A 19,728-nucleotide genomic window follows, 5' to 3' on the forward strand; every position below is an offset into this window, starting at 1 on the left:
GGCGTGACCCAGTCCATGGGTGCGGTCGGCACGAGCGCCGACAACGCACTCGCCGAGTCGTTCAACGCGACCCTCAAGCGAGAGATCCTCCAAGACCACAACTCCTGGCCCGACGAGGCCACCTGCCGCCGCGAAGTGTTCCGCTGGGTCACCCGCTACAACACCCGCAGGCGGCACTCCTGGTGCCGCTACCACTCCCCGAACACCTACGAAACCCTCTACCCCGCTACGCTCCCGTCGGCGGCGTAATCCACCACCGTGTCCATGAACCGGGGGTAAGGCCCCATCCTGGTCAGGCTTCGACAAGCAACGCTCAAACGCGTGTGAGCCTGTACGCCTCGAATATCCGCTCCTGGCCTGTGCATGAGACGACGTCGATTACGGCTGTGTCTTCGAAGCCTCCACCGACGGCTATCTCGTCGCCTGGCCGGCAGGCCAGCTGTCCAGTTGCATCAATCAGGGCGGGTGAGCCGTCACGGAGTGCGATACTCCAGCCTGGAGGCCAGGCCACGTCGATATCGAAGAGGCTGTCGGTGCCAGCAGCAGTGCCCATTGGGGTGCGGACTACTAGGCAGTTTGTTGAAGTGTCGATCTCGAGGGTTCCGATCAACTGAGCCTGTAACGCCACAGTAGGGGCTTCACGTTGAACAGTCAGACCAGGCATCGCAGCATCGTGGTTCTGCTTCGAATCGCGGTTCATCGGATCATTTCCAGAGCTGTCTCTGAGCGGCCGATCACCGAGCTTGCTAGCAACCTCGAGAAGCGAGCGGCGTCCGCGGCCGACGAACGTCCGGGCACTTGATGATCGGCGTCGCCGCTCTAAGTCTTGCTTAGGGCAAGAGAAGCGAGGCCTGCACCTTGCTGCTGATGTAGGTGACCGGTACCCAGACACATCCCTGGTATCCGGTCGTTGTGCTGATGCCGCGATGCTGACCGTGGGCCACTACGTCGCCGGGGTAGGCGTCGTTTGCACCCATCGTGGTCAGCCAGGGGGCACCCGAGTCGCCCTCCGAGTCCTAGCGTCCTGTGTCGCCCACGGCGTCGGCAGGAAGCATTATTCCCCCACGATTGAGGTCCCGCATCGTTTCCTCACAGGGATCAGCACCGGAAGCCTGTCCCACTGATCGAGACCCGGGCTCGACACCGTTCGGGAGGGCACGCTTGGCGGCGCTCTCGAACCCACCGCTCGCCGCGGACCCAAACCGTTCCTACGCCTCAGGCAAGGGTCGTCATGAGTCGGCTCGCCCGCGCCTCCCTATCGCGTCCTGGCTGCCGATCGGGCTGCGCCCCTTTTCGTGAGATGAGCTGACGTGCTCGTGCGTCGAGCGGGTGACGACCAGCGATTTTTCGTCAGCTACTGAGTGTTGCAACTCGGACGCCGCCGACTGGGCGACGGCGACCGCTAGGCCCTGGTCGCCGAGGTTGCGGGACGGATAAGGTTGGCCAGAAGCGGAGGCCAAGCTAGCGGTCCGAGGACTCGGACGCATCGCCACCTGTAGGTGCGTTGGTGGCGCTCGCGGCGCGTTTGCGAGCCGCCCGCTCGCGCTTCAGGCGTGATTTGAGCTCGGCTTCCCACGTGGGCAGGGAGTCACCATAACGCCGCAGTTTCTCGTACGCCTTGCGTGCGCTGAGAGTGTCGAGAAGGCCATGTTCTAGCGCAAGCGAGAACGCGTCTTCGATGGTGAAGCAGGTGACCTGATGACGCCTCGCGAGCGTCTGTCCCTTCAGGTCGTCGATGGCCACAACCGCGGCCAGGCCTCGTCGGTGGGCGAGGATGCCATGGGTCACAACGACGCATTCCCCGAGGTCCGCGCTGCTACTGGCGGCAGTGCGGCCGTCGACGACATTGGGATGGCGGGATCTGACTTGGGCGAGCAGTATCGCGGCCTCCGTCTGTGCTGCGCTGATCTCCGGAATCTCGATGATGCGCACGTCGGCGCCCTGGTGAAGGTAGCGATCCAGCGCGCCAATGTTCCAGCGTTGACGCTTAGCTTTGTCGCGAACTTCCTTCAGAACCTCGGTCGGCAGGAGGATCTTATAGTTGGCTGCTGCGAGTATCTCGACCAGTAGGCTCAGCTGTCCGGACGCCGTGAAGTACAGCACGCAGACCGCATCGAGGATATTCAGCGGCTGCGGTGCAGGATCCGCCGCAGCCTCGGCGGAAGTAGGCTCGGCGCCTTCCTTGTTCACGAAGGCGTAGATACGGCGGAGGCTTCTCGGACCCGCGGCTCGTCGTTGATGGTTGCTGCTGCCTCGGCGAGGATGTCCTGATCTTGGCCGAGTGCGTTCGCCGTGGTAGCGGCTGACAGGAATCCGTTGCGGAACGCCTCGAGGATTCGAACTTCCATACGGGTCGGCACACGTTCGGCATGACAGCTCCGCTCACGCATCTCATGCCGCGCCAGCGTCCCGGCAACGATGGCCGCGCTTGCGCTGGTGGGCGGTTGCTCTCTCGGAGCGGCGTCGAGATCTGCCAATGCGATCCATGCCGTCTTGGGGGAGACGCCGTACAGGTCGGCGAGGCGGCAGGCATCGTCACGACTGAGACGTTCGTCTGGGCTGTATTGGTGGTCGGCCATCCAGGCACGGACGCCGCCTTCGGGGATGAGGAAGTTCTGCGCGAACTTCTCCGCACGCATCTCAGTCGGAGAGCGTCGATGGTCATGCTCGTATGCGTGACCATCGGCGAACAATACGTGCGCGAGTTCGTGTGCAAAGCTGAATCGCTGACGAACCCAGGGGTCCGCCGCGCAAACTGCAAGGAATGCCAACTCTCGTTCGTCGTCGAAGGCTGCAACAGCCGACAGGCCATCGGGAAAGGACAGGACCGCAGCATCAACCCCCAGCTCGCGTTCCAATACCGTGGGTACGTCTTCCAGCGGGTCTGTTCCAAGTCCGAGCGTCTCTCGAAGGTCTTCAGCTCGTTCCTTCCCTTGCCGGCGCGACGCGTGAGCCATCGGCTTCACGAATTCCTTCCAGACTGCGCCATTTGCGACGCTCGGTCCCAGATTTGCGAACTCGGCGACATTCTCGAGTTCCGCGTCGAGTTCCAGCAAGCCCAAGGCCCGCTCGGCCCGATCCCGAACATCCTGTTCGTCTGTCCGACGCGCCGCCAGCCGAACGCGCGCGCGAACCGGAGACCCCAGCAGGAGCCAGGCCATCGACCGGCTCACGGCTTGTGATGCGCGCTCAAGAAGGGTCGATGTGACCCTGCTTGGTTCGATTCGACCGTTCTCTATCCGTGAGTAGGTGGCCTGAGATAGGTCCAAGAGGTTCGCCATGTCGTTTTGTGAGAGGTTCGCACCTATACGTGCATCGCGAAGGCGTCCGCCGAACCCAGCGGCGTCGAACTCCGCTGCACGCTCGACGCTCACCTCTGTGACTCCCTGACGGGTCGCTTCCTCATCCCAGAACATGTCACTCTCCTCTCGCGTGAATAAGAGCATACCTCTTCTATTCACGCGGCTCAACCTCCATGTTGCTGGAGCTCACCGCGTCGGGTCTATCCATGGGGATCAACCGACCGATGGTGACCTAGCGTCTGCGGCGGTGGTAGATCCGTTCGATCCAGACCGCGATCGCGAGCCCGAGTTCCTCGCGAGTGCTCCAGTTGCGTCGGTCGATGAAGTTGTCTGTTGCGGGGTGAAGAAGCTTTCCATCGACAGGGATGCGAACACGACTGAAAAGCCGACACGCAGGCTGGTTGAAGGTATCCCCGCATGTTCGCGCACTGGAGATGGGTTCCTTCGGTCCCGCGCGTCTGGTGACCAGGATGACAAGAGCCCGGTGAACCGAGAGGTTCACGCCGGGATCTGTGGGAGCCGGGGGCTGAAATGCCCCCGGCCACCCAACCAGGGTGTGCTTGAGGCCCTTGGCCCCCATCAGTCAGCAGCATTCTCATGCGGCTGCCGAACCGTGCTTGCTCCGTCAGCCGCAGGCGGAGTCGCGCCAACCGACGGTCGACGGCCTGACGCGCTCTTTCGTGCGACGACGGCAAGAGATGCGTAGAGAGGCGGAGGGTAAAACCAGGGTCGTGGTGTCCCAGATACTCCGCGAGTTCCTTGACGTTGACCCCGTCGTGCAGCGTCACGCTGGCGTAGTGGTGGCGAAGAGCGTGCATGCCGGTCTTGCGCTGAGTCAGGCCGGTTGGGCCTCGGTAGCGCCGAAGTTGCGGTTTCGGAGGGGGGAGCGCCAGGCGAGGATTGCACTGAGCAGGACGGCGGAGGACATCAGGGCGTAGGCGGGTCTTGTGCCGGTTGTTTCGGCCAGTACGCCGCCGAGTAGGGCTCCTAGTGGTGTGCCGCCCCAGGCGACCATTCGGGCTGTGGTGTTTACGCGTGCCTGTAGGTCCAGCGGGGTGACGATCTGGCGGGCGGTTATGCCGTTGATGATTGTGAGGGTGCTGGTGAAACTCCAGAGGAGCAAGGGGGCGGTTGCCCACGGCAACGTTGGGGCGGCGGCGGTCAGGAGCAGGGCGATCGGATTGGTCGTCAGGGTGGCGATGGTGATCCAGCCGATCGGGACGCGGGCGGTCAGTTTGGGCAGTGCCAGGGCGGCGAGGAAGGCGCCTGCTGCGACCACCGCCACCAAGAATCCGATTCCGCTGCCCTCCTCGGACAGTCCGAGGTCGCGAACTGCGAAGACGACCAGAAGGGCAGCGACCGCGCCACCGGTGATCGAGTTGCCGACGCCCAGCAGAGTCAGTGAGCGGACCACCGGTTGTCGCCACACGAACTCCAGGCCCTCCCGGATCCCGCTGCCGAGACCGCCCGGCCGATCAGTGCGAGGCTCACGGGCGTCGAAGGACCTGCCGATCAGGGCCAGCAGCGCGCCGGCGACGACGTACGACGCGGCATCGAACGACAACGCCTGCGCGGCACCGACCGTAGCTACCAGGACACCTCCGACGACCGGTCCGCCGAGGCCGGCCAAGGTTGTCACGATCCAGACCATGCTGTTCGCGGGTACGACCCGCGCCCTGCCGACCAGCGCCGGCAGGGCCCCGAAGGAACCGGCATCGAACCAGACGAAGCTGGTGGCGACCACGGCGGACACGGCGACGGCATGCGGTGCCGTGAGTTCGCCGAGCCAGGAAGCGATGGGAACGCTGAGGAGCGCAGCGGCCGACACCGCCTGGCAGCCGAGCATGAGCGGGCGGCGGGGGAGCCGATCGGCCATCGCGCCGGCGATCAGCCCGAACAGTAGGTACGGAACGACCTGGACCGCCGTGACCAGGGACGTCACCAGGGCAGAGGACGTCACCTGGAAGACCAGAAGTGGCATGGCGACAGACGTGATCGCCGACCCGGCGACCGCGACAGTGCGGGCGAGGAGGAAGAGCATGAAGGCTCTGTCCCGCAAGAGCGGCAGCGAGACGTCGGCGGTCTGCGTCATCTGATCAGCCCTTGGGGTGCAGGCCGTCGGCGATCGCGGCGACACCCTCGATCGACGCGAGCGTGCCGGGCGCGAACGTGGTGTTGCGGACCCCGACGAGCCGGCGGTCGCGGACGGCCGGCGTACTGGCAAAGGTCCGGGTCAGATAGTCAACGGTCTGCTGCTGGTGGGCGTCGTCCTGGACCGCGAACACGAAGGCCTCCGGGTTGCGCTCGAGCACGACCTCGGCGTTCACCTCGGCTGCGTAGAAGTCGGCGAACCGTTGTTCGGTGGCGGCGAAGACGTTCTGGCCGCCACCGAGTCGCAGCATGTCCACCTCGATAGCGGCGCCGATGGCGTAGAGCTTCCCGCCTTCGAAGAACACCTGGGCTGCCTTGACCGGCGGCCGTCCGGCGATCCGCTCGGTCGCCGCGGACAGGTCAGCGCGTGCCTGCTTCTCCAGTTCGGCCGCCTGAGTCGCGTGGCCCAGCACCTTCCCGAGAGTGCGCAGGTCGGTGAACGCGTCCTCGACCGTGCCGGCCGAGCGTCGTTCCCGGCAGCCGGCGGTCGCGACGTACGGCGTCGCTCCGGCCTTGACCAGTTCGTCCTTGCCGGCGAAGCCCTGCTCGGTGTTGAACTCGTACTCCGAGCCGCTGTAGACGAAGTCCGGCTGCTGAGCGACCAGGATCTCCTTGCTGGGTGGGGTTTTGGCCCCGAGCGAGCGGATCGACGTGAAGTCCTTGGCCAGCTCCGGGTCCGGCTTCGACCTGCCTTCTTGAGCCTGGGCGACGATCCGGTCCTTCAGGCCCAGCCGCAGCAGGATCTCGGTCTGGCCCGGGTAGAGGCTGACGATCCGCTGCGGCTCCTTCGCGATCGTGTACTGCCGGCCGCAGTTCGTGATGGTCATCGGGTACTGCGACTGCGTCGTCGCCTCGGCAGAGGCTGTGTCCGAGCCGGCCGAGACGGTGCCGCAGCCGGCCAGTGTGGTCAGGGCGGTGAGTGCCAGGGCGGTTGCGTAAGGACGGAGAGTCATGCGGTGGGTTCCTTTGTGGGGGTGATGGCCAGGTCCAGTGCCAGCAGCAGTCGGCCGGTCCGGGGATGGACGAGTACGTCGCAGGCAACGCCGTAGACATCGCGCACGCGCTCTGGGGTGAGCACTTCGTCGGGTGGTCCGACTGCGACCAGCTGACCGAGATCGAGCAGTGCGAGGCGGTCGCAGTACGCGGCTGCGAGGGTGAGGTCGTGGAGTGCGATCACGGCCGTGACGCCCAGCCGGCGTACCAGGCTCAGAAGTTCCAGCTGGTGCGAGATGTCCAGGTGGTTGGTGGGCTCGTCGAGCAGTAGAACCTTGGGCTGCTGGGCCAGCGCCCGCGCGAGCAGGACTCGCTGGCGTTCTCCGCCGGACAGGGTGGGCAGCATCCGGTCCGTGAGGTGGGCAGCGTCGACGCGGTCGAGACAGTCGCGGGCCAGCGCCTCGTCATCCCGATCGCTGCGCCGGATGAGGGTGCGATGGGGGATCCGGCCGAGCAGGACCAGGTCGAGCACGCTCAATTCCACCTCGGTGGCATGGTCCTGAGTCAGAACGGCGCACCGCCGGGCCACCTCACGGGTTGTCGAGCTCCACACGTCGAGGCCACCCACCTCGACTGCCCCGCCGTGCGGACGGATGGCTCGGTAGACGGTACGAAGCAGAGTCGACTTGCCGGATCCGTTCGGGCCCAGCAGACCGAGCACCTCGCCCGAGCGCACCTCCAGATCGACGCCGGTGAGCACCGGACGGCCGGACAGGCTGACGACAACCTCTCGCGCCTCAACCTTCATCGCACACCTCCGACGGGCCGGCGCCGGAGCAACCAGAGGAAGAACGGTGCGCCGACAGCGGCGGTGACGATGCCGATCGGCAGCTCCTGAGGTGCGGCGGCGGTCCGGGCGACGATGTCGACCAGTACGAGGAAGATCGCCCCGCCTAGCGTTGCCACCGGGATCAGCCGCCGATGGTCGGCGCCGACCACAAGTCGGCACACGTGCGGGACGACCATGCCCACGAACCCGATGCCGCCGCTGACCGCGACGACAGCGCCGGTGAGCAACGAGGTGGCGACGAGCATCTCGATCCGGAACCGCGAGACATCGACGCCCAAGGAGGTCGCGGTCTCGTCACCGGTCATCACCGCGTTCAACGGCCCGACCCGGACTCTCGCATGGATGACGCAGGCCAGTACGACGACCGCCGGGATCGCGAGCATTTCCCATGTCGCCGTCGACACGCTGCCGAGGAGGAAGAACACCAGTCCGGGAAGCTTGCCGTGCTCTGCTGTCACGGTGATCCAGCTGGTCGCTGCGCTGAACAGGTACGACAACGCGACACCGGCCAGGACCAGCCGGAGCGACTCGACCCGGCCGCCGCTCTGAGCCAGTACGAAGACGAGCAGCGCCGCCACCGCGGCACCCGAGAATGCCGCGCCCGAGACGAGCAAGCCAGGTACTGCGGCGCCTCCGGCGAGCGCGGCGACAGCACCGAGCGATGCACCCGATGAGGCACCCAAGACGAAGGGGTCTGCCAGCGGATTTCTGATCACTGCCTGGAGCACGGTGCCGGCGACGGCCAGGGCAGCCCCGACAAGGGCCGCGAGCAACGTTCGGGGCAGCCGGAACTGCCAGACGATCTGATCCTGCGCGAGGCTCCAGGTCGCGACGTGCTCACCAGGTGCGAGGTGAGCCCACAGGATCCTGGCCGTCGTACCGACCGGGACCGGCACCGGCCCGATCCCGGCACTGACCACGATGATGACGAGCAACGCGACCACCAGCCCACCCAGCACCAGCCGTGGCCGTACGGAAGCTGGCCTGGGCGGAGCGTGTTCGCGGATGAGGGCAGGCCGGACTGAGGGCGGATTGGCTGACACAACAGCAAACGATAACCGTTGTCATTCCCGTTTGTTCAAGCACCCCCACGCTCGCCGGGTGCTTGACGGATTCTTGCGCGGGAGTTCTACTACCTTCATAGGGAAATAGGACTGGGAGGGGCGATGTTCGCGTTCCGTCTGGACAGCCGGTCTGGAGTGCCGCCGTACCTACAGCTGGTGCACCAGGTCAGGCAGGCGCTTTTGCTGGGCTACCTGCTCCAGGGAGATCGGCTCCCGCTGATCCGGGAGGCGGTCGAGCAGTTGGCGATCAATCCCAACACCGTCTCCAAGGCGTATCGGCAGCTGGAGCAGGAGGGCCTGGTGAGCGCCAAGCCCGGGGTTGGCACCTTCATCACCGGTGCACCTGCGGTGACGATGGTTCCTGCCACCTATACGACGTTGCGCCGGGGCTTGGACAAGTGGTTGCGAGGCGCCTACGCCGCGGGGCTGGACGAGGAAGCGATCGTGGCGCTCTTCGCCACGGCCAATCGCGAGGTCGGCGAGGGCAGCGAGGGCGTGGCATGAGTGCCCCGGTGCTTGAGACCTCGGGCCTCGGCAGACGGTACCGGTCGGTGTGGGCGCTTCGGGACTGTGACCTGGCCTTGCCTGCCGGGCGGGTGATCGCGCTGGTCGGCCCGAACGGCGCCGGCAAGACCACCTTCCTCCGTCTGACCGTGGGGCTGCTTCGGCCGACCGAGGGGGAGATCACGGTTCTCGGGTCGCCGGCCGGACGGGAGTCGGCCGACTCTCTCGCCGACATCGGCTTCGTCGCCCAGGACCATCCGCTCTACAAGCGTTTCCTGGTACGGGATCTGTTACGGACCGGAGCTGCGCTCAACCTCCGCTGGGATCAGGCGCTCGCGGAGAATCGACTCGAGGCCCTCGAGATTCCCCTCGATCAACGGGTCGGCACCCTGTCCGGCGGCCAGCACGCCCAGGTCGCGCTGACCCTGGCGCTGGCCAAGCGGCCGAAGCTACTCGTCCTCGACGAGCCGGTCGCCGGGCTCGATCCGCTGGCGCGACTCACGTTCCTGCAGGCCTTGATGGGCGCTGTCGCGGAAGAGGAGTTGACCGTTCTGCTGTCGTCCCACATCCTTCCCGAGCTGGAGCGGGTCTGCGACTACCTCATCGTGCTGACCGGTGGACGAGTTCAGCTGGCCGGCGAGATCGACGAGTTGCTGTCCGCGCACCGGTTGCTGATCGGACCGTCCGAGCCGACGATGGCCAGCGCGCCCGGCGTGATCCATGTGAGCAGAGGCGACCGGCAGGCCAACGCGATCGTGCGGACCGACGGAGGTCCCGTTCTCGCCGGATGGGAGTCCCGGCCGATCGGTCTCGAGGAACTCGTGCTGGCCTACCTCCACCGAACGCCTCCTATCCCAAGCACACGGTAGGAGCACCGACATGATCTGGTTCACTTGGCGTCAGCACAGAGGAGAAGCAGTCGGTCTCGCCGCGATGCTGGCGGTGCTCGGCGGCATCGCGCTCATCAGCGGCCTTCCGATGCACAGCGCGTACGACGGCGACGGCATCGCCGCCTGCCAGCAAGCCAATGGGGTAACCGAGTCCTGCAGGCAGCTGCTCGACTCCTTCCGAGACAAGTTCGCCGGACTGCCCGCGCAGGCGGCAGGACAGCTGAACCTGCTGCCCCTGGTCGTTGGAGTCCTGGTCGGGGCGCCCCTGCTCGCCCGAGAGTACGAGCAGGGAACCTGGCAGCTGGCCTGGACGCAAGCAGTTCCCCGAACTCGCTGGGTGGTTGTCAAACTCGCCATCGTCCTGGCGGCCGTGACCGCAGCGGCGATCGTTCTCAGCCTCGTACTCCGGTGGTGGCTGCGGCCGCTGTTCCCGTCTGCCTTCAGTGTGGAGAGGTTCAACTATGCCGCGCCGGTTCTCTGGGGGTACTTCGTACTGGCTGTCGCAACAGGCATCCTTGCCGGCGCGTTGCTCAAACGTTCCCTTCCGGCGATGGTCGCGACCCTCGCCGTGTTCCTCCCGCTCCGGCTCGCCGTCGAGTTCTGGCTGCGACCCAGGTACATGACGCCGGTGACGGCCGTTGACCCTGTACCGGGCAGCGGAGCTGTCACCCAACAGATCTCGCAGGGCGACAACTGGGTGCTGGACAACTACCTTGTCGGTCCGTCGGGCCAACGGCTCAGCGACGGCGACGAGTTCCAGCTCCTCGGGGGAGGCACTGTCGATGAGGCGACCCTCGCCCAGCACGGACTCAGGGAAGCCGTGACCTATCACCCAGCCTCCCGCTACTGGGACTTCCAGATCATCGAGACCGCCATCTTCGGAGGGCTGGCCCTCACCTTCGCGCTCCTGGTGATCTGGCGGATCCGCCACTGGTCGTGAACACCACGGCGGGGACCCGGCTTCTGGCAAACTGACCGGCTCGCGGGCACCATCTCAAATCGAGGCGGACTATGAGTGAGGCCGAACGCCTGACGGCGATCCAGCAGAGCGTCGATACCTTCAGTCGATCCGTCGTGGACGGGCTGAACCTGCCGGCGGACGCCCGCTGTCTGGAACTGGGAGCCGGTGCCGGCTCGATCAGCAGCTGGCTGGCAGAACGCTTTCCGGACGGCCAGGTCGTTGCCGTGGACAAGGACATTGCGTTGTTCAAGGCGAGGCATCCAGCGAACCTGCGACTGGTCCAGGCCGACGTCAACGAGTTGCGGATGGAGCCCGGAAGCTTCGAGCTGATCCATGCTCGTTTCTTGCTCTGTCACCTGCCCTCCCGCGACGAACTGCTCGCAGCAGCCGTGCGGTGGCTGGCACCGGGTGGCTGGCTCGTCGTCGCCGATCCCTACCAACTGCCCGCGGCGACCTCGCCCTTTCCTGTGATCCGTCGGATCATGGCCGCCTACGAGGATCGATACGCGGCCCTCGGCACAGATCTCACGTGGTCGCGACGGTTACCTTCGACCCTCGCATCGCTCGGCCTGACAGAGCTCGGGCATGCCGGATTCCTCGGCTGCCTCGGTGGCGGCGAACGAGACCGCTGGCGGGCGCTGCTCGATCCGGTCATGCCGGAGCTGATCGCTAGGGGATCCGTGACCCAGCAGGACGCCGACCACTTTCACGATGCGCTGGACGACCCTTCTTTCCTGGACATCCCGCAGTTCACCCTTGCTGCGTGGGGACGAGCCGCCAACCGAACTTAGTGACGAACTACGCCGTCGGAGTGTGGGAGGCGTCGGTTGGGGGAGTGTGTTCGAGGGTGGTTTTGAGGGTGGTGAGGGTGTTGGCGAGTTCGTTGTCGATGGCTGCGGAGGCGGGGTGGCTGGTGTCCAGCCGGACGGTGACGTGGGAGGTGCCGTCGGCAACGAAATCGACCTCTAGTTCGCCGTGGTAGCCGGGGTTGCCGGGTGAGCCCCAGCGCAGCGTGCGGTTCTCCTCGACGACGTCGATCCAGGCCTCGCGGTGGACGGGTTGGCCCGATGGGTCGTCGGCCGTCACCTCGAGCTCGTGGTGGACGGGCTGCTGAGGTCGCCGGGCTTCGATGCCTTGCGCGTCGGCCGGTAGCGCCTCAGTCGGATGTACGTCTGTCATCCGGGGCAGGAACTGCGGGAGGTGCTGGAGGTCGGACAGGTACTCGAAGACGATGTTCGCCGCGACGTCCACAGTCGTCGACGCTTCATGGTGTGCCATCTGGGCCGCCTTCCGCTGAGCCATCGCCTTCAGGTACCCAGGCTGCTGTCACGGAATGCAGAGAGCTGTCAGAGGATCATGCAGGTTGTGGTCAGCGTCGTGTGCACCGCGCAGCCGAGAGCGGAGTCCGCGCCTGGGCAGGAGCTCGTCGTGTACCACGCAGAACCGGCTACCCGCAGCGCCGAAGCCCTGTCACTCCTCAGCACTCTCGTCAACTGGTAACACTGCCGCGTGGAGGGCGGCGGCGACGACCTCGATCGCGGGGGTTCTGGCGGCGCGGGTGAGCAGGAAGACCTCGCGGTCGATCGTGCCTTCGGCCAGCGTTCGTACGGCGACGCCTGGTACGCCGTACCCGAGGACGAGGTCGGGGAGCAGCGCGCAAGCGCCGGCCGATCGGACCATCTCGACGAGGATGAGGAAATCGTCCGAGGCGTAGCGCAGATCCGGTTCGAAGCCGCCGAGGGCCCGGCAGGCACGGATCTGCATGTCGCGATGGCCGGTACCGGGCTGGCAAGCGGCCCACTGTGCCTCGGCGAGTTGCGCCATCTGCACGCGCGGGTTGCTTGCGAGCGGATGTGTCTCGGGCAGCACCAGGCGTACCTGCTCGCGCACCAGCGACTCGCGGGCCAGGTCGGCGTGGACCGGCCGCGGCTGGTCGGAGTACTCGTCGCCGACCACTGCGTCGAGCTGCCGCAGTCGCAGCGCGGGTATCGATGCCTCGACCTCCGCCTCGGTGACTTCGAGCCGGATGTCGGGATGGCTCTGTGCCAGCGCCGCGACCGCCGGAGCGACGATGCGCAGAAAGGCCGATTGGAAGGCCGACACCCGTACGACGCCGGTTGGGCGGCCGGCGGCGATCGCGGCAACCTCAGCCTCAGCGGCCTCCATGCCGTCGAGCAGCACGGCCGCATGGCGTACCAGAGCCTGGCCGGCGTCGGTGAGCCGCACATTCCGGCCGGTGCGCTCGAGCAGCTTCGCGCCCGCCTCGCGTTCGAGGACGGCGAGCTGTTGCGAGATGGCGCTCGGCGAGTAGCCGAGCGACCGGGCGGCGCTGTGGACCGTTCCGCGGGCACTCAGCTCGCGAAGAAGGCGAAGGCGGTGGAGATCGAGCATCGTTCAGTAATGCTACCCAGTTTTGTGCGAAAACATGAGATGGACGTGAACAGTTTGGCGCTGTCAGCATCGTCAGATGGGTCCTCTCCTCTGCCTCCTCTCAGCCGTCTGTTTCGGCGCCATGGCGATCTTCGGCAAGCTCGCGTACGAGGCGGGGGTCGACCTTGGAGACCTGCTGCTCCTTCGCTTCGCGTTCGCGGCCGCGGCGCTGTTGGCGATCGCCCGCGCGACCGGAGCCTTCCGTGGGCTGTCGCGTCGGTCGATGGCGGCAGGCCTGGCCATGGGCGGGATCGGGTATGCCGCGCAGTCCGGTCTCTTCTTCGGGGCGCTGGAACGGATGGACGCGTCGTTGCTCGCGTTGATCCTCTACGTCTACCCGGCTTTGGTGATGCTCGGCGCGATCGCGCTGGGCCGCGAGAGGGCGTCGACTCGCCGGATCGCCGCGCTCCTGATCGCCTCCAGTGGCACGGCCCTGGTCCTGGGTGGCGCGGCCTCGGGCGGCCTGGATCCGCTGGGGGCTGCGATGGGCCTTGGCGCTGCAGTTGCCTACAGCATCTACATCCTTGCCGGTGACCGAGTAGGTGCGACCACGCCGCCGATCGCCCTCTCCGCACTCGTCTGCACCGGCGCCACCTGCACCTTCGCCCTGGCATCCGCCGTACAAGGCGGACCTCGGCTGGGATTCGCTCCTAGTGGTTGGCTTTGGCTGATCGCGATCGCGATGATCAGCACGGTCGCGGCCATCCTGACCTTCTTCGCGGGAATGGCACGGGTCGGCCCTTCGGCAGCCTCGATCCTCTCGACCTTCGAGCCCGTCATCACGGTCGCCCTCGCAGCCGCGGCATTCAGCGAGTCCCTGAACCCGATCCAGACCCTCGGCGGCCTCCTGGTGCTCAGCGCCGTCCTAGTAATCCAATGGCCCACCAGCCGACGGCAACCACCCGCGCCAGAGCCAGCTGCACCCGCCCCACGAAGGAATTCAGCTGGCCGCGCCCATCCCACCCTGGCGGCCTAAGCACATCGGCAGCCCGGTCAGGTGACCGAGCCCACCAGTGGTGGGCTTGAACACCTTCTGGTGACCTTGAACAGGGTGGACCTTGTTCAAGGTCACCGTTAGGGGTCCAAGCCCACCACTGGTGGGCTCGCGGCCGAAAGGCCGGCGACGAGACCCGTAGGCACGATGCCGGGTGGGGGGCGGCCTCGGCGAAGTACCTCCCCGAACCGCTGAGCTAGCTGGCCATTTGGGAGGTTAACCGCCCAAATGGCGTGGTCGTGCTGCCGGTAGCCAATCTCATTCGGACTAGTTCAGCTGTAGGCGGCGCCAGGAGAGCATCGCGAGGCCCGCGCTGGCGAGGACGACGGGGATGACGAGGGTGAGATGGGTGCTCGGGACGTCGGTGCTGATCGCCCAGAGCGCCGGGACCGAGAACGGAAACCACTGACCTGCTCCGGCTATTGCGGCGATCTGGGAGAGCACGAGGATGCCGACAGCAACCGCGATTCCGGCCAGAATCGATCTGCCGATGGTGGCAGCCCAGGCGACCGGCATGGCAATGACGCCGGTGAGGACGGCGAGGACGAACTGACGACCCAGGGCGGGTAACACGTCCGCAGGAATCGGGCCGAGCCCGAAAGCCAGCCCGAACACGAGCAACGCCGCAAGCAAGGCCGCGCTGCAGAACAGCAACCAGGCAAGGTAAACCAGCAGCTTGGCCGCGGCAATCGTCGGGCGAGACACCGGGATCGCGAACAGCCCAGTGATGGTCCCGTCGCCGAACTCGCGCCCGAACATCCAGCTCAGCACCACCCCGCAGCCAAGCAGCCCGGCCGCCGCGGTCACCTGCGCGGCGATGGTCAGGTAGCCGGCCCATCCGCCCGGGTCGATCAGCGCACCGAGCTTCGCGGCGATCTGCGGATCACCGGTATTGGTTGCCAACAGCATCGATGAGCAGATCAGGCTGACGCCGAGCACCAGGATGGCGGTCGTTGCCCGCGGCACCGTCCCCCGGGCGAGCTTGATCAACTCCGTCACCAGCGCGGGCGTCACGAGGCGAGCTCCTCGTCGGCCCGGACGAGGGCGAAGAAGGATCGCTCGATGTCGACGCCGTGCGGATCGAGTGAGCCGATGATTCGGCCGGCGTTCAGGACGGAGATGCGATCGGCGATCCGCGCGACCTCGTCGAGATGATGGCTGCTGACCAGTACGCCGGCGCCGGCCGCGGCCCGCCGTACGATCGCCTCGCGGAGCAGGATCACGCCCGACGGGTCGAGGGAGTTGGTCGGCTCGTCGAGGACGATCAGCTGGGATTCGTGCTGCAGCGCTGCGGCGAGTCCGAGCCGCTGCCTGTTGCCCAGCGAGAGCTTTCCCGCCCTGCGATCGCCGTACTGCGCCAGCCGGAGCTCGCTGATGATCGACTCGACCATCTCGCCGATTCGAGCAGCGGGGATGCGGTGCAGCCGCGCGTTGAGGGCGAGGTTCTGCCGGCAGGTGAGTTCTCGATACGCCAACGGGTACTCGATCAAGTGCCCGACCGTCGCCCAGTCGGCGTGATTCAGCGGCCTTCCGGCGATCGTGACCGTGCCGTCGAGCGGTTTCAGCATCCCCAGCAACAGGCGCATCAGCGTGGACTTGCCGGCCCCGTTCAGCCCAACCAGGGCATGGATTTCACCAGGAGCAACGAGGAGATCCGCACCCCGTACGCCGGTGCCGTCGTCGAAGGTGCGGACCAGCCCGCATGCCTCGACCGCGTACTCACCCATGGCGATCCACCAACACGTCAAGGGCAGCATTGATTGCCTGACCCAACTCTTCATCGTCGGCCAGGCTCCACTCGAGCAAGGCGGTGTTGAGCGCCGCCATCACCGCGCTCGCAGCAATGGCCGCCTCGCGTTGTCCCGTTCCGCCGTCGATGAGCGCCTCGACGATCACCGCTTCGGTCGCCGCCGTACCGCCGGTCATGGCGGCACGCAGCGCTGGCGTCTGGGCGACAATCCGAAGCCGCATCCGTACTTCGATGCTGGCCGGCGGCGGAAGCTGCTGCCACGCCGACCGGATCCCACGCGCCGCCCGGCTGATCGGATCCAAGTCCGCCGATTCCCGGCGGACCGCCGCACCGATCAGCGGATCGTACGGATCACCGACCAGCAAACTCGCCTTCGTCGGAAAGTGCCGGAAGAACGTCATCTCCGTAACCCCGGCCCGCGCGGCAATCTGGCCGACGCTGGTGCCGTCGTACCCGTGCTCGGCAAACAGCTCCAGCGCCACCGTGAGCAACCGGTGCCGTGTCCTTTCAGTTTTCGAGGTCACAGCAGAATGTTACCCACTAACATTTTCACCTGCAAGGGTCCGGCCGGTCCAGCACTTGCGCTCGCATTGAACAGGTGTTTAATCTTTGAACATGCGTTCAACGGCGTCGTCCACGACGGAGCGGATCCGGGATGCTGCCGTTGCGCGCTTCGGTCGTGACGGGTTCTCCGCCGGGCTGCGCACGATCGCCGCGGATGCCGGCGTGACGGCCGGCCTGGTGGTCCATCACTTCGGTTCCAAGGACGGCCTTCGCCAAGCGTGTGACGCGTATGTGCTGGGCGTGATCCGGTCCGAGAAGATGCGGGCGACCACTTCCGGCAGCGCGGCGGGGATGCTCGCACAGCTGGCTGAGATCGAGCAGTTCGGCCCGCTGGCCCTGTACGCCGTACGCAGCATGCAGGCCGGCGGCGAGCTCGCGACCGCCTTCATCGAGCACATGGTCAGCGACGCCGAGGAGTACCTGGCCGCCGGAGTGGAGGCGGGCACGATCCGGCCGAGTCGCGACCCGGCCGGCCGCGCGCGGTACCTCACGTTCCAGGGCATGGGCTCGCTGATGCTGTGGATCTCGATGCACCCCGAGATGGTTTCGGTCGACGACTTCCGGTCCGCGTTGCGGGAGATCTCCGACCAGATCACCTTGCCGGCTCTGGAACTGTTCACCGAAGGTCTGTTCGTCGATCGCACGATGCTGGACAGCTATCTGATGTACGTCCCCGATCCGCCCGGCGGCCCAGCCGTTCCGTAGCGGAAACGCGCTCGCCTTCACCGGGGGAGCGCCCGATCAGACGACATCACGCCGGGAGCTCCCGGAATCAGCGGAATGAGGAACAGCGATGAGCGCTGCCCTGAAGATCCAGCAACTCCACAAGTCCTTCGGCCAGGTGAAGGCCCTCGACGGGCTCGACCTGTCCGTGCAGACCGGTCAGGTGGCCGGTTTCCTCGGTCCCAACGGGGCCGGCAAATCGACCGCGATCCGGGTCCTGCTGGGCCTGTTGCGGCCCGACTCTGGCTCGGTCGAGGTGCTCGGCAGGCATCCCTGGGATGACGCGGTCGAGCTGCACCGCCGCCTGGCGTACGTGCCCGGCGATGTCAGCCTGTGGCCGAACCTGACCGGTGGGGAAGCGATCGACCTGCTCTGCCGCCTCCGCGGTGGCGCGGACAAGTCCCGCAAAGCCGAGCTGCTGGACCGTTTCGAGCTGGATCCGACCAAGAAGGGCCGGACGTACAGCAAGGGCAACCGGCAGAAGGTCGCCCTGGTCGCGGCCTTGGCCGCGAACGTCGAGTTGCTCGTCCTCGACGAGCCCACTTCCGGCCTTGATCCGCTGATGGAGACGGTCTTCCAGGACTGCATCGCCGAGGCGAAGACGGCCGGGCGGTCCGTGCTGCTGTCCAGCCACATCCTGGCCGAGGTGGAGAAGCTCTGCGACAGCGTGACGATCATTCGTTCCGGCCGGGCGGTCCAGTCGGGCACGCTCGCCGAGCTGAGGCAGCTGACCCGCACCACCATCATCGCCTCGATCGACGGCTCGCCCGAGCGCCTCGCCGAGTTGCCGGGCGTTCATGACTTCGTGGCCGACAAGGGGGTCGTGACGTTCGATGTCGACCACGACCGAATGGCTACTGCCGTCCAGGCGCTCGGAGCCCTCGGAGTACGGACGCTGAACAGCGCGCCGCCATCACTCGAGCAACTGTTCCTGCGCCAGTACGGCGACGACCTGGTCGCGCAGGAGGTGTCCGCATGACGACCCACCGGGAAAGTCTCACCGCTACCCGGGACCTTGTCCGGTTCGCGCTCCGCAGGGACCGGATCAAGCTGCCCATCTGGGTCGGCGGCATCGGCCTGGGCATGCTGTACGCCGTATCCGCGCTGCCCACTGTCTACGCGACGCCGGAGGAACGGCAGGTGCGGGCCGACCTGATGGATTCGCCTGCCGCGACGATGATGTCGGGCCCTGGCTACGGTCTCGACAACTACTCGCTCGGCGCCATGATCACCAACGAGATGGTGCTGTGGCTCGCCGTCCCGGCCGCCATGATGAGCATCTTCCTGGTCATTCGCCACACCCGCGCGGAGGAAGAGACAGGTCGCGCCGAGCTCGTCCGTTCGGCGGTCGTCGGCCGTCATGCCGCACCGGTGGCCGCGCTGATCGTCGCGCTGATCGCGAACGCAGGCGTCGCAGTACTGACCGCACTGGCGATGATGAGCGGAGACCTCGCGGTAGGGGACTCGGTTGCGGTCGGCGTAGGTCTTGGAATGACCGGGCTTGTCTTCGCCGGAGTCGCGACCGTGACGGCTCAACTGACAGAGCATGCTCGCTCAGCATCGAGCCTGGCGATGGCCGTGGTCGGTACTGCGTTCCTCCTGCGCGCAATCGGTGATGCCGCCGAACCCGGCGGAAATCTGGTGTCGTGGCTGTCTCCACTGGCCTGGGGCCAGCAGATGCGTCCCTTCGTGGACCTGCGTTGGTGGCCGCTGCTTCTGGCGGGTGCGGTAGTCCTCGGAACCGTTGCCGTCGCCTACGCGTTGTCGGGCCGGCGCGACGTCGGTGCCGGGCTGCTGCCTGCACGGCTTGGCAAGGCGGAGGCGTCGGCGTCGTTGTCGACGCCGTTCGGTCTGGCTTTCCGTCAGCAGCGCGCCTCGGTCATCGGCTGGGGGACAGGGCTGTTCATCTTCGCCGTAGCCAGCGGTTCCCTGAGCGACTCGGTCACCGAAGCGGTCGCCGAGAATCCCGACATGGCCGAGGTCTTCGCCGGACAAAACCCCACCGATGGGTTCTACGCCACCATGGCGTTGTTCTTCGGCTTGCTGATCGCGGCCTTCGCCGTGACTTCAGTACTGCGGCTGAGGTCGGAGGAGCGCAGCGGCCACACGGAAGCGGTTCTCGCGACGGCGGTCAGCCGGAGCCGGTGGATCTCGGCCTGGCTGGCCTTCACCGTCCTGGCGTCCGCCTTCCTGTTGGCGGTGAGCGGGTTCGGCATCGGGCTCGGCGCGGTCAGCGGTGCCGCCGGCGCAACCGTCATCGGCGAGGTGACCCTTGCCACGATGGCCTTCCTGCCCGCCGTACTGGTCGTCATCGGTGTCGCTGCCGCACTGTTCGGGATCCGGCCGGGATGGTCGGTGTGGGTGTGGTTCCTGGTCGGCTACGCCTTCTTCTTCGGCATGTTCGGCGCGCTCCTCGACCTGCCGGACCTCATCGCCGACATCTCCCCGTTCAGCCACCTCACGGTCATGCCGCTGGACCAACTCGACGCCGTACCGCTGATCGCCCTCGCCGTCATCGCTGCCGGTCTGATCAGCGTCGGCAGAGCCCTGTTCCAGCACCGCGACCTCGACGCTCCCTGAGGTCAGCGGACCGGCCAGGACCGTACGCCGGT

The 19,728-nt window shown here is 66.6% G+C and carries 21 protein-coding genes; 9 read left to right on the forward strand and 12 right to left on the reverse strand.

Going from position 1 to position 19,728, the window contains the following annotated elements:
• Positions 1–249 (forward strand): integrase core domain-containing protein (locus A3ES_RS48495; protein ID WP_020388797.1); only part of this gene is annotated, 249 nt, incomplete at its 5' end.
• A gap of 581 nt (positions 250–830) precedes the next feature.
• On the opposite strand, the gene A3ES_RS54315 is transcribed toward A3ES_RS48495, so the two are convergent.
• The 7 genes from A3ES_RS54315 to A3ES_RS0126175 all read right to left on the reverse strand — a co-directional run bounded on the left by A3ES_RS54315 (position 831) and on the right by A3ES_RS0126175 (position 8,195).
• Positions 831–977, reverse strand: coding sequence for a hypothetical protein (locus A3ES_RS54315; protein WP_020389803.1), 147 nt, complete (start codon positions 975–977; stop codon positions 831–833).
• Positions 978–1,461: 484 nt separating this feature from the next.
• A complete protein-coding gene (locus tag A3ES_RS0126145) occupies positions 1,462–2,190 on the reverse strand; it encodes a PIN domain-containing protein (protein ID WP_020389804.1) in 729 nt (242 codons plus the stop codon).
• Positions 2,187–3,416, reverse strand: a complete 1,230-nt coding sequence (locus A3ES_RS52850; protein ID WP_169501807.1) for a helix-turn-helix domain-containing protein — start codon at positions 3,414–3,416, stop codon at positions 2,187–2,189. Before A3ES_RS52850 ends, A3ES_RS0126145 begins: the two co-directional genes overlap by 4 nt.
• A 721-nt stretch (positions 3,417–4,137) precedes the next feature.
• A complete protein-coding gene (locus tag A3ES_RS0126160) occupies positions 4,138–5,394 on the reverse strand; it encodes an MFS transporter (protein WP_020389807.1) in 1,257 nt (418 codons plus the stop codon).
• Positions 5,395–5,398: 4 nt separating this feature from the next.
• Positions 5,399–6,406: an ABC transporter substrate-binding protein gene (locus tag A3ES_RS0126165; RefSeq protein WP_020389808.1), complete on the reverse strand. Its 1,008-nt coding sequence runs from the start codon at positions 6,404–6,406 to the stop codon at positions 5,399–5,401.
• Positions 6,403–7,194 carry an ABC transporter ATP-binding protein gene (locus A3ES_RS0126170; protein ID WP_020389809.1) on the reverse strand — a complete coding sequence of 264 codons (792 nt, stop codon included), beginning with the start codon at positions 7,192–7,194 and terminating at the stop codon, positions 6,403–6,405. The genes A3ES_RS0126165 and A3ES_RS0126170 overlap by 4 nt, the downstream gene beginning before the upstream one ends.
• Complete coding sequence (locus tag A3ES_RS0126175) at positions 7,191–8,195, reverse strand: FecCD family ABC transporter permease (RefSeq protein ID WP_237745054.1); 1,005 nt, start codon at positions 8,193–8,195, stop codon at positions 7,191–7,193. Before A3ES_RS0126175 ends, A3ES_RS0126170 begins: the two co-directional genes overlap by 4 nt.
• A gap of 207 nt (positions 8,196–8,402) precedes the next feature.
• Between A3ES_RS0126175 and A3ES_RS0126180 the strand changes: the two genes are divergently transcribed.
• From A3ES_RS0126180 to A3ES_RS0126195, 4 genes are all read left to right on the forward strand, one after another.
• Positions 8,403–8,804: a GntR family transcriptional regulator gene (locus tag A3ES_RS0126180; protein ID WP_020389811.1), complete on the forward strand. Its 402-nt coding sequence runs from the start codon at positions 8,403–8,405 to the stop codon at positions 8,802–8,804.
• Positions 8,801–9,673, forward strand: a complete 873-nt coding sequence (locus A3ES_RS0126185; protein ID WP_026163203.1) for an ABC transporter ATP-binding protein — start codon at positions 8,801–8,803, stop codon at positions 9,671–9,673. The genes A3ES_RS0126180 and A3ES_RS0126185 overlap by 4 nt, the downstream gene beginning before the upstream one ends.
• Before the next feature lie 10 nt (positions 9,674–9,683).
• A complete protein-coding gene (locus A3ES_RS0126190) occupies positions 9,684–10,634 on the forward strand; it encodes an ABC transporter permease (RefSeq protein WP_020389813.1) in 951 nt (316 codons plus the stop codon).
• Between the two features lie 71 nt (positions 10,635–10,705).
• Entirely contained in the window at positions 10,706–11,446 is a 741-nt protein-coding gene (locus A3ES_RS0126195; protein ID WP_020389814.1) for a methyltransferase domain-containing protein, read from the forward strand.
• A gap of 7 nt (positions 11,447–11,453) precedes the next feature.
• Here the strand turns inward: A3ES_RS0126195 and A3ES_RS0126200 are convergent, their stop codons facing one another.
• Together A3ES_RS0126200 and A3ES_RS0126205 are read right to left on the reverse strand one after the other, a co-directional pair.
• Positions 11,454–11,933 carry an SRPBCC family protein gene (locus A3ES_RS0126200; protein WP_157630760.1) on the reverse strand — a complete coding sequence of 160 codons (480 nt, stop codon included), beginning with the start codon at positions 11,931–11,933 and terminating at the stop codon, positions 11,454–11,456.
• A gap of 192 nt (positions 11,934–12,125) precedes the next feature.
• Positions 12,126–13,046 (reverse strand): LysR family transcriptional regulator, encoded by a 921-nt coding sequence (locus tag A3ES_RS0126205; RefSeq protein WP_020389816.1) that lies wholly within the window; start codon positions 13,044–13,046, stop codon positions 12,126–12,128.
• A gap of 76 nt (positions 13,047–13,122) precedes the next feature.
• Here A3ES_RS0126205 and A3ES_RS48500 point away from each other — a divergent pair, with 76 nt between their 5' ends.
• Positions 13,123–14,061 carry a DMT family transporter gene (locus A3ES_RS48500; protein ID WP_020389817.1) on the forward strand — a complete coding sequence of 313 codons (939 nt, stop codon included), beginning with the start codon at positions 13,123–13,125 and terminating at the stop codon, positions 14,059–14,061.
• Positions 14,062–14,346: 285 nt separating this feature from the next.
• Here the strand turns inward: A3ES_RS48500 and A3ES_RS0126215 are convergent, their stop codons facing one another.
• The 3 genes from A3ES_RS0126215 to A3ES_RS0126225 are packed head-to-tail and all read right to left on the reverse strand — an operon-like array spanning position 14,347 to position 16,311.
• A complete protein-coding gene (locus tag A3ES_RS0126215) occupies positions 14,347–15,093 on the reverse strand; it encodes an ABC transporter permease (RefSeq protein WP_020389818.1) in 747 nt (248 codons plus the stop codon).
• Positions 15,090–15,806 carry an ABC transporter ATP-binding protein gene (locus tag A3ES_RS0126220; RefSeq protein ID WP_020389819.1) on the reverse strand — a complete coding sequence of 239 codons (717 nt, stop codon included), beginning with the start codon at positions 15,804–15,806 and terminating at the stop codon, positions 15,090–15,092. The genes A3ES_RS0126215 and A3ES_RS0126220 overlap by 4 nt, the downstream gene beginning before the upstream one ends.
• Positions 15,799–16,311, reverse strand: coding sequence for a TetR/AcrR family transcriptional regulator (locus A3ES_RS0126225; RefSeq protein ID WP_237745055.1), 513 nt, complete (start codon positions 16,309–16,311; stop codon positions 15,799–15,801). Before A3ES_RS0126225 ends, A3ES_RS0126220 begins: the two co-directional genes overlap by 8 nt.
• A gap of 133 nt (positions 16,312–16,444) precedes the next feature.
• On the opposite strand from A3ES_RS0126225, the gene A3ES_RS0126230 reads away from it, so the two are divergent.
• From A3ES_RS0126230 to A3ES_RS0126240, 3 genes are all read left to right on the forward strand, one after another.
• Positions 16,445–17,098 carry a TetR/AcrR family transcriptional regulator gene (locus tag A3ES_RS0126230; protein ID WP_020389821.1) on the forward strand — a complete coding sequence of 218 codons (654 nt, stop codon included), beginning with the start codon at positions 16,445–16,447 and terminating at the stop codon, positions 17,096–17,098.
• Positions 17,099–17,186: 88 nt separating this feature from the next.
• Positions 17,187–18,095, forward strand: coding sequence for an ABC transporter ATP-binding protein (locus tag A3ES_RS0126235; RefSeq protein WP_020389822.1), 909 nt, complete (start codon positions 17,187–17,189; stop codon positions 18,093–18,095).
• A complete protein-coding gene (locus A3ES_RS0126240; protein ID WP_020389823.1) occupies positions 18,092–19,696 on the forward strand; it encodes an ABC transporter permease in 1,605 nt (534 codons plus the stop codon). Before A3ES_RS0126235 ends, A3ES_RS0126240 begins: the two co-directional genes overlap by 4 nt.
• Positions 19,697–19,728 lie beyond the last annotated feature (32 nt).

The organism is Kribbella catacumbae DSM 19601 (genome assembly GCF_000372465.1).
In the GTDB taxonomy this organism is placed as follows: domain Bacteria; phylum Actinomycetota; class Actinomycetes; order Propionibacteriales; family Kribbellaceae; genus Kribbella; species Kribbella catacumbae.